This window comes from Mesorhizobium sp. IMUNJ 23232 (assembly GCF_044326205.1).
GTDB lineage: Bacteria > Pseudomonadota > Alphaproteobacteria > Rhizobiales > Rhizobiaceae > Kumtagia.
Genome location: NZ_JBIRCY010000035.1, coordinates 69,793 through 79,452, shown reverse-complemented (window position 1 = coordinate 79,452; position 9,660 = coordinate 69,793). Strand labels below are relative to the sequence as shown.

7 protein-coding genes are annotated in these 9,660 nt (G+C 63.3%); 4 read left to right on the top strand and 3 right to left on the bottom strand.

Going from position 1 to position 9,660, the window contains the following annotated elements:
- The first annotated feature begins 135 nt into the window (after positions 1-135).
- The 3 genes from ACH196_RS23455 (at position 136) to ACH196_RS23445 (ending at position 3,535) form a co-directional block, all read left to right on the top strand.
- Complete coding sequence (locus tag ACH196_RS23455; protein WP_396649361.1) at positions 136-738, top strand: OB-fold-containig protein; 603 nt, start codon at positions 136-138, stop codon at positions 736-738.
- A gap of 31 nt (positions 739-769) precedes the next feature.
- Positions 770-2,461 carry a flotillin domain-containing protein gene (locus ACH196_RS23450; protein WP_396649353.1) on the top strand — a complete coding sequence of 564 codons (1,692 nt, stop codon included), beginning with the start codon at positions 770-772 and terminating at the stop codon, positions 2,459-2,461.
- Between the two features lie 309 nt (positions 2,462-2,770).
- Entirely contained in the window at positions 2,771-3,535 is a 765-nt protein-coding gene (locus ACH196_RS23445; RefSeq protein WP_396649352.1) for a VOC family protein, read from the top strand.
- 868 nt (positions 3,536-4,403) lie between these two features.
- Here the strand turns inward: ACH196_RS23445 and ACH196_RS23440 are convergent.
- Together ACH196_RS23440 and ACH196_RS23435 are read right to left on the bottom strand one after the other, a co-directional pair.
- Positions 4,404-5,504, bottom strand: a complete 1,101-nt coding sequence (locus tag ACH196_RS23440; protein WP_396649351.1) for an aminotransferase class I/II-fold pyridoxal phosphate-dependent enzyme — start codon at positions 5,502-5,504, stop codon at positions 4,404-4,406.
- 137 nt (positions 5,505-5,641) lie between these two features.
- Positions 5,642-5,845: a hypothetical protein gene (locus tag ACH196_RS23435; protein ID WP_396649350.1), complete on the bottom strand. Its 204-nt coding sequence runs from the start codon at positions 5,843-5,845 to the stop codon at positions 5,642-5,644.
- A 239-nt stretch (positions 5,846-6,084) separates the two neighbouring features.
- Here ACH196_RS23435 and ACH196_RS23430 point away from each other — a divergent pair, with 239 nt between their 5' ends.
- The gene (locus tag ACH196_RS23430) at positions 6,085-8,025 is read left to right on the top strand and encodes an acetyl/propionyl/methylcrotonyl-CoA carboxylase subunit alpha (protein ID WP_396649349.1); all 1,941 of its coding nucleotides are present in this window, start codon (positions 6,085-6,087) and stop codon (positions 8,023-8,025) included.
- 273 nt (positions 8,026-8,298) lie between these two features.
- Here ACH196_RS23430 and ACH196_RS23425 read toward each other — a convergent pair whose 3' ends face one another.
- Positions 8,299-9,417, bottom strand: coding sequence for an ABC transporter substrate-binding protein (locus ACH196_RS23425; RefSeq protein ID WP_396649348.1), 1,119 nt, complete (start codon positions 9,415-9,417; stop codon positions 8,299-8,301).
- Positions 9,418-9,660 lie beyond the last annotated feature (243 nt).

The following is a 9,660-nucleotide window of genomic DNA, read 5'->3' as shown; positions in this document are numbered from 1 at the left end:
GGCAGCAAAGGCCCGATCAGTTCCCATTCCTCGTCCGTCAGACCAACACGTTCGCCCAAGGCTGCCTCCAAAAAGAAGCCTTGAATCAAAACCGGATTCTCCAGTCAACCTTTGTCAACGGACGCTAGTCCCGTGATGCAGGGTTTTGCCGACGCCTCAGCATTGTATCTTTATCCACTGCTCGCCGGGCTGCTGCTGGGTGTCTTCCAGATCGTCATCTTCTTCGCCGGCAGCATTTCGGTCGGGGATTCGATTGCCGATCTGCTCGACGGCACCAGCATCGGGGAGTTGTTCGACTGGCTGAACCTCGGGCGCGTGCCCTTCGCTATATTGGGCATGCTGCTTCTGGTGACGTTCGGCGCGGTCGGCATCCTTTTGTCCGATCTCGTGTCCTTTCTGCCGGACTGGACCTATGCGCTGGCCGCCGCACCCGCCGCGGTCGGCGTCACCAAGCTGGTCGGCAACGGCATCGCGAAGTTCATTCCGCAGGACGAGAGCTACGCGGTCACCCGTGACGAATTGGTCGGGCGCAGGGGCATCGTCACACTCGGACCGCTCGACGACGGCCATCCCGGCAATGTCCGGGTGCGCGACGCGCATGGTGATCTACACACGCTCAGGGCACGTCCGGCGGATGCCGGCACGGTCATCGAGAAGGGTACGGAAATCGTAGTGGTCTCGGGCGGCGACGGCCGGGACCGGGTTTTCCTCGTGATGCCATTCGGCGCCGAGGGCTGACAATCTCTTCACGCATGGAAGGAGTGGCACTTTGGACGGTATCATCGAATTCCTGACCTGGGCCGGCATCGTGGTGGTGATCATCGCCGCCATCGGCTTCACCTTCGGCCGGCTCTACCATCGCGCCGAACGTGACGAGGCCTTCGTGCGCACCGGCGTCGGCGGCCGCCGCGTCGTCAAGGACGGCGGCGCCATTATTCTGCCGATCGTGCATGCGCTGGCCCGCGTCAAGCTGAACACGGTCAAGCTGGTCGTCGACCGCCGCCGCGAGGACGCCTTCATCACCGCCGACCGTATGCGCGTCGACATCCGCGCCGAGTTCTATGTGCGCGTCGACATCACCGACGACGGCATCGGCCTGGCGGCGCAGACGCTCGGCGACCGCGTCAACGATCCCAAGGCCATCCAGGACCTCGTCGAGGCCAAGCTGGTCGATGCCCTGCGCTCGGTCGCGGCGCGCAACACGCTCGACCAACTGCATGAAAGCCGCTCCGATTTCGTCAAGGCAGTGCAGGACGCGGTGGAGACCGATCTCAGGACCAACGGCCTCGAACTGGAATCGGTCAGCCTCACCGGCCTCGACCAGACGCCGAAGGAATATTTCAACGAAACCAACGCTTTCGACGCGGTCGGCCTGGCCAAGCTGACGACCATCACCGAACAGCGGCGCAAGGAGCGCAACGACATCACGCGGCAGACCGAAGTGGCCATCGCCGAGCAGGATCTGACCGCCGCCCGCCAGAAGTTCGCCTTGAAGCGCCAGGAAGAGGAAGCCCGCCTCGACCAGCAGCGCGATGTCGCCAACAAGGAAGCGGTCACCCGCTCGGAAAAGGCCAAGGCCGAGGAAGATGCAAAGCTCGCCGAGCAGAGCGCCCAGATCGACCGCGAGCGCTCCATCGCCGAGCGCGCCGCCGCCGCCAACAAGGCCAAGGAAGAGGCACGCATCAATTCCGAGCGCGATGTCGAGCTGAGCCGCCAGGACAAGGCGGTCGCCATCGCCCTCAAGAGCGAGGAGACCTCGCGGGCCGAGGCCAAGGCGCGCGAGGCCCAGGCGCTGACCGTCGCGGCCGAGGAAAAGGTGCAGACGGCACGCGAGCGCGAGATCGCCGAGCGCAGCCGGCAGATCGCCGTGCTGCAGGCACAGGAACAGGCGGAATCCGAGGCTGTCACCGTGACGGTCGGCGCCAATGCGGAACGCAGTGCGGCCGAGGACCGGGCCGAGGCCGTGCTGGTCGAGGCGCGCGCCGAAGCCGAGGCCATGAAGGTGCGGGCCGAAGGCATCCAGGTCGAGGGCGAGGCACAGGCGGCGACGATCCGCGCCCGCAACGAGGCCAACAACATGCTGTCCGAGCGGCTCATCGAGTTCGAACTGACGCAGGCGCGCATCCGGATGCTGCCGGAAGCCTTCAAGGCCCTGATGGAACCGGCCGGTCGCATCGAGAGCATCCGCGTCTTCGACACGGCAGGCTTCTCCGCCGGCCGCTCCGGTGGCGACGCGGACGGCCGTTCGTCGGGGCCAAGTGACCTCGCCGACCAGCTTCTGCGCTTCACCGGCAACAAGCCGCTGGTCGACGCCCTGCTGGCGTCCGCGGGGGTCGCCGGCGCCGGCGGCTCGCTGAAGGATGTGGTCTCGGCGGCCAGTCCGTCGCGTGCGCCGGTGACCAAGACGCTGTCCGAGACGCTCTCTGAAACACTGAACGAGAGGCTGGCCGCGGACGATTGACGTCCGGGCCACCTGCCAACAAGCGCCATCCGCTCGCGCTGGCGGCGCTTTTCATTTGGCACAGATGCCGGGGACAGTTTACGTTTTTCGGCCCGTGCGACGTCTGGACTGCCGTCGCAACGTCGAGCACGACATCGCAAAACACACCCCGCTTCGAACGACCGAAGGCGAACGCCCGCCGACCGCGTTCCTCCCCTGTCAGGAGCCTTCGGGATTCATCGAATCCCGCCTTTTCCTTGTCACTTCCCGGGCGCATTGTCCCGGCCTGCGGTTGCAGGATCGCATCAAAAATCCGGGAAGGAGCAAGCCATGCCCGCAAGCAGATTCTTCTGGTACGAACTGATGACCACAGACGTCCAGGCCGCCGCGGCCTTCTACAAGGCCGTCATCGGCTGGAATTCCGAAAATTGGGGCGATCCGCAAAAGCCCTACGTCATCATGAAAGTCGGCGAGACGGGCGTCGGCGGCGTCATGGCGATCCCGGACGAGGCCAGGGCGATGGGCACGCCGCCCATGTGGCTCGGCTACATCTATACCAAGGACACCGACGCCGCGACGGCCGGCGTGGCCGCCGCAGGCGGAAAAGTCTACCGCGAGCCGGCCGACATCCCGGAGATCGGCCGCTTCTCGGTGGTCGCCGACCCGCAGGGCGCGACCTTCATGCTGATGACACCGCAAGGTCCGGACCAGGAACCGATGGCCGCCAGCGTGCCCGGCAACATCGGCTGGCGCGAACTTTACACCACCGACTGGAAGGCGGCGCTCGACTTCTATTCCGCCCAGTTCGGCTGGACCGCCGACCAGGCGATGGACATGGGAGAGATGGGCACCTACCAGCTTTTCGCCATCGACGGCCAGCAGGCGGGAGGCATGATGAACAAGCCAGCCAACATCCCGATGCCGCTCTGGCAGTTCTACTTCACCGTCGACGGTCTCGACGGCGCGGTCGAGCGGGTGAGGTCCAACGGCGGCCAGATCCTGATGGACGTCATGCAGGTGCCGGGCGGCTCGTGGATTGCCATGTGCGCCGACCCGCAGGGCGCGGCGTTCGCGTTGACGGCGATGGAAAGGTAGCGCCGCTCTGACTTTGCCGGCCGGTATTTGATTTGACTCATCGGCGTTACTCATCGCCGTCCTGCCGTACACGAGGAGAGATGCCCGGCGGGGTGGCAATGGGCGGCGCGGGCGGTGGTGACTAGACTCCAAACCTATAAAATGGGTTGAGATGTGATCTCCTTTCGGTTTGCGCTATGACGACACCAACTGCGTTTGAAAAATACCTCGGGAGATCAATTCGATCGCGATTTGGTAACAATACAAAGGTTATGAGTTTCGGCGACGATCATGAGGAGCAATTTGCCTATATCGTGAGCGGCTTTGATTGCCCCGAGAACGGAGTCACATCCTATGGGTCTATAGGGCTGTACAAGAGCCCCCAAGAAGTCGTCGGAAGCCAGCTTCTGGTCGAGATTGTTGCGGCATGCGCTAGCGCCACCCCCTATATGGACAACCTGGCGGCGAGTTGCGTGTTTAATGTGAGAAAGAATGGCTCACGGGTAATATATGGGTCATTCATCGAAGAGATTGTTTGCCAGTATGACATATCCAAAACTCTCAAACACGTTGCTTTCGTTCTCCATTCCTATGGGCCGACCTAAACAAGATAGAGATCGATCACACGCCGGTTTATTTTCTTCTGATGCTGCCTATCAGTGATGCCGAGCGCGCTCGAGAAGCAATTTGGCGAAAAGCCGATCGATATTTTTGACATCAATCGCTCATCTGCAATGTGACGGGCTACCATCAGCTCGCATGAGACGATTGCCACGAGCCGGCCTATCGCAAGACATTGTACAATTTCCAGCGTGTCTCATGACGGCTTCCTCAGTCGGAGACAGGAAGCACAGCTCAACCGCTTGATAGGTCCTAAGCCCAAAAACGTTCAACCCCTCAGCGTTCGCTCGAAAATCGTCAGCGCGTCCCCGAATCCGTCTGCCTGCGCGGCGAAGCCGACGCGGAAATGCTCCGGCATACCAAAACAGTCGCCGGGCGCGACGAGCACGCCGGCGGCGGCCAGCGCTTGGCAGAAGGGGCGGCTGTCGCGGCCGTCCTTGAACCATGGGAAGGCGACGGTGCCGCCTTCAGGCTCCGCCCATGCGACGATATCGGAGACGCGCTTCATGAAAGCCACCAACGCGGCGCGATTGGTAGTTGCCACGGCGCTCAGGCGGTCGAGCAGGGTCTTGTGATTGTCGAGCGCATGCGCGGCCAGATCTTCGAGAACCGGCGAACTGCTGATGGTGAAATAGCTGCGCGCGTCGATGGCGCGCTTGCGCAGGTCGGGATTGGCGATGACCAGCCAGCCCATGCGCAGGCCGGCCAGTGACAGCGCCTTCGACATGTCGCCCATGACGATGGCGTTCGGCACGGACGCGGCCGTCGGCGACTGCCGGCCGAAATAGAGCGGGTGATAGACTTCGTCGACCACGAGCGGCACGCCGCGTTCGCCAAGTTTTTGCGCCAGCACCTCGATCTCCTCGAAAGGCATGACCGAGCCGGTCGGATTGTGCGGCGTGTTAACCAGCGCCAGCGCCGTATCGCCATCGGCCGCCGCGAAAATCGCCTCCGCGTTCTGGCGGAACCCGTCATCGCGCGAGAGCGTGTAGGTCCGCACGCCGAGCCCCCAGGCATCGGCCATGACCGCAAAAGGCGAGAAGGCCGGCGCGGGCAATACGATGTTGCCGCCGGGCCGTGTCGCAAGACAGAGCAGGATCAGCAACGCCTCCGAGGCGCCCGTCGTCACCACCACCCACTCCGGGTCGACACCCAAAAAACCACCGATCGCCTCGCGCAGCCGTTTTCCGCCCTCCGGCGGCGCGTAGCCGATCTTCACGCCGCCGATGTTCTTGCCGCCGCCCAGCGCCAGCAGTTCGTCGACGCTCCACTGCGGCCCGGTGCTGGCTGCAAGATTGTAGCGGATCGGCGGCGTAGCGAATTCGTGGGCGGCCAGCCAATGGTCGAGCAGGAAGGGCGGGAGGTCCATCGAAAAAGTCTCCGAGAGGCGCCCAACCTAGCCATGGCGCGACTGAAGAGATAGGGCCAGCGCCTGCCGGCGCTGACGGCATGATTGGGTCAATGGCCGCGCGACGCTTTTCAGACGGTGGCCGGCCAGGAAAACGATCAGTCGTCCCAGGCGATGCCGACCGAAACGCCGGCGTTAAGCGCCGCGTCGACGACCATATCCGACACCTGCTTGCGCGAGGCGGCAAGGCCCGGATTGCGCGCCATGATCTCGTCCACCGCATCGGGCAGCACGAGAAAACTGTTCTGCTTTGCGGCGACCGTGGTGCGGACGACCGATGCCAATTGATTTACCGGTTGCATATTAGCCCCTCCAAAATTCCAGCCCACGCAGACTATGCCCGATTCGCAAAAGACTTATTGACATTTTGCGCCAGTTCGTCCTGCGCCCTTGGAGCGTGCCGTGCCAACTCGGATTCATTCTGCCCGGCGGCGGCGTGCGCGGTCGACAACTCCCATCCTTGATCTCTGGCGGCCCGCAGTCGGTTGAAACCGGCTTTCTCTCCCGCATGCGGAAAGCTAAGAAGGCGCCAGGAGGATCGATGTTCCAGAAAATCCTGATCGCCAACCGCGGCGAGATCGCCTGCCGCGTGATGCGTACCGCGCGAAAAATGGGCGTGAAAGCCGTCGCGGTCTATTCCGACGCCGACGCGAAGGCGCTGCACGTCGCCATGGCCGACGAGTCCGTGCATATCGGCCCTTCGCCCGTCTCGGAAAGCTATCTGCGTGCCGAAAAGATCATCGAGGCGGCGCTGGCGACCGGGGCTGAAGCCATCCACCCAGGCTACGGTTTTCTATCCGAAAACCCGGATTTCGTGGACAAGGTGACCGCCGCCGGGCTGGTGTTCATCGGGCCGTCGGCAAAGGCCATCCGCGCCATGGGGCTCAAGGACGCCGCCAAGGCGCTGATGGAAAAGGCCGGCGTTCCCGTCGTGCCCGGCTATCACGGCGACACCCAGGCACTCGTGCTGCTCGCCACCAAGGCGCGCGAGATCGACTATCCCGTGCTGATCAAGGCGCGGGCCGGCGGCGGCGGCAAGGGCATGCGCCGCGTTGACCATCCCGACGAGTTCGCCGATGCGCTGGCCGGCGCCAAACGCGAGGCGAAATCCGCCTTCGGCGACGACCACGTGCTGATCGAAAAATACGTCGACAAGCCGCGCCACATCGAGGTGCAGGTGTTCGGCGACAATCTTGGCAACGCCGTGCATCTCTACGAACGCGACTGTTCGGCACAGCGCCGCCACCAGAAGGTGATCGAGGAGGCCCCTGCCCCCGGCATGACCAGGGAATTGCGCGCCGCCATGACCGACGCCGCGGTGAAGGCCGCCAAGGCGATCAAATATTCCGGCGCGGGTACGATCGAATTCATCGTCGATGCCTCGCAAGGGCTGAAGCCCGACCGTTTCTGGTTCATGGAGATGAACACCCGCCTGCAGGTCGAGCATCCGGTCACCGAGATGGTCACCAGGGTCGATCTGGTCGAATGGCAGTTGCGGGTTGCTTCGGGCGAACCGCTCCCGAAATCTCAGGAGGAAATTTCTCTCGACGGCCACGCCTTCGAGGCGCGCCTCTATGCCGAGGACGCTTCAAAGGGTTTCCTGCCAGCCACCGGCACGCTGCATCATCTGAAGTTCCCGGCTGCTGCGCCGGGCGGAAACATCCGCGTCGAAACCGGAGTGCGGGCCGGCGATTCGATCTCGCCGTACTACGACCCGATGATTGCCAAACTGGTGACCCATGCGCCGGACCGCCCGTCGGCGCTTGCGTTGCTGGTCGATACGCTCGAATCGACGGAAGTCGCCGGTTCGGTCACCAACCTCGCCTTCCTCGCCGCGCTCGCCACCGATCCAGATTTCGCCTCGGGCGACGTCGACACCGGGTTGATCGGCCGCAAGCAGGAGTCTCTGACCACCCTGCCCGCGCCTGGCCCCGACATCCTCGCCGACGCTGTGCTTGCCGCCTCGGGCCTCGACCAGCGGCCAACCTCCCCCGACCCCTGGTCGGCGCTTGCCGGCTATGCGCATTTCCACCCCGTCGCTCGGCCGACGAAGCTCCGCTTCCGCGACGAAGAGATTGCGGCCCACGCTACAGTGGTGGATGGAGTGGCGAAGGTCGAACTGGAAGGTTCCGCTGTTGAAACAAAAAACGGCCCTGCCCGCCGCATGGCTAAATGGCCCGGCCACATCACCATTTTCGAACGCGCGGTCGGTTACGACTTCGCCGTTCCCGATCCGCTCGACCGCGCAGACGAGACCGAGGCGGCAGGCTCCATGCGGGCGCCGATGCCCGGGCTGGTCAAGCTCGTCCGGGCCGTGCGGGGCGACACGGTCAGGAAAGGTCAGCCGCTGCTGATCCTCGAAGCCATGAAGATGGAGCATACTATCAACGCCAGCCATGATGGCGAGATCGCCGAGATCGCTTCCGAAGGGTCGCAGGTCACCGAGGGCGCAGTTCTGGTACGCTTTGTCGAACCGACATAAGCAGCGTCAGAAGTCGGTCTCCCGGCGGCATGTCGCATCAGGTTCATCGGCCTTGCAAGGACGCGAAAAAGGGCATCGTTGTCAGGTCTGGGAGCCCCGCCTGTCCGGTTTGCGGATGAATTTTGGAGGATTTTCTTCTGCAACTCTTTGTTGCTGCATGATTTTCAAAGCATGACGCGATTTCCGACCATGGTCGAAATGTCTACCCCTGGTTCGCCAAAAGCAAACGGCCGGGCTAAGCCCGGCCGTCGATATACAATATGAATCAAAAGCTTACTGCTGGATCGGCGCGTATTTGCCGTCGTGCCACTGGTTGATGTCGTAGCTGGCGTTCTTCAGGTCGCCCTTCTCGTCGAAAGTGACCTCGCCGACGACGGTCTTGATCGGCTCGCCGTTCTTCAGGGCTTCGGCGACCTTGGCCGGATCGTCACTGCCGGCGCGCTCGATGCCCTGTGCGAAGGCCTGGATCACCGCGTAGGAGAACAGCGTAAAACCTTCCGGCACGAAGCCGCCGGCCTTGATTTTCTCAATGGCTTCCTTGGCTTCCGGCTTGGACTGCGGATCCGACGGGAACACGAACATGGTGCCCTCGCCGGCCGGGCCGGCGACCTGCCAGAACTCTGGCGTGGCGATCGAATCCGGCATGATCATCTGGAACTTTAGGTTCTGTTCCGCCGACTGGCGCAAGATCAGTCCGGCTTCCGGATGGTATCCGCCGAAGTACACCACGTCGGCCTTGAGATCCTTCAGCTTGGTCACCAGCGCCGCATAGTCCTTCTCGCCGGCATTGATGCCTTCGTAAAGCACTTCGGTGAGCCCTCCTTTGTTCATCGTCGCCTTGACAGCGTCAGCGATACCTTGACCATAGGCACTTTTATCATGCAGGACGACGACATTCTTGCGCTTGTACTTCTCGGCGATCCATGGGCCGATGAAGTTGCCCTGCGCGTCGTCGCGGGTGTAGAGCCGCATGATCGTCGGCCAGCCCTTGGCCGCCGCGTCGTCGGTCAGCACCGGGTTGGATGAGGCCGGGCTCATCATCAGCGCGCCGGATTCCGCATAGACGGCCGAAGCCGGAATGCTCGAACCCGAGCAGGCATGACCGTCGACGAACATCACGCCGTTGGCGATAACGCGGTTCGCCACCGAGACCGCCTGCTTGGGATCGCACTGGTCGTCCTCGATCGACAGCTTGATCTGCCGGCCGCCGACGCCGCCGGCGGCATTGATCGCATCGGCCGCGGCCTGCGCGCCCTGCTTGAACTGGTCGCCGATGGTGGCGAGCTGGCCGGTCATCGGGCCGATCACGGCGAAATTGATGTCGTCGGCGAAAGCCGGCGTCGCCAGCACAAGGCCGAGGGCGGCGGCACTCAAAAGTCGGGTGAGTTTCATGGACGTTTCCTCCTTTGCCGCCGGATTCTGTGGCCGGCGGAGCGTTTCATACATCCGCAATGCCATTTAGCAGCCCGGCAGCGGCAGGGCCAGCCTCGTCCGGCGCATGGTCCATGGGGGCGCAGCTCGGAAGAACCGCCCTTGTGCTCGCCGGTCGCAAACGGAAAACGCCGCGCCAGCCTTTTTTCGGCCGTCGCGGCGTTTGCCTTCTTACCTGCCTGCCTGTTTTCTTGTTGGGCCGCG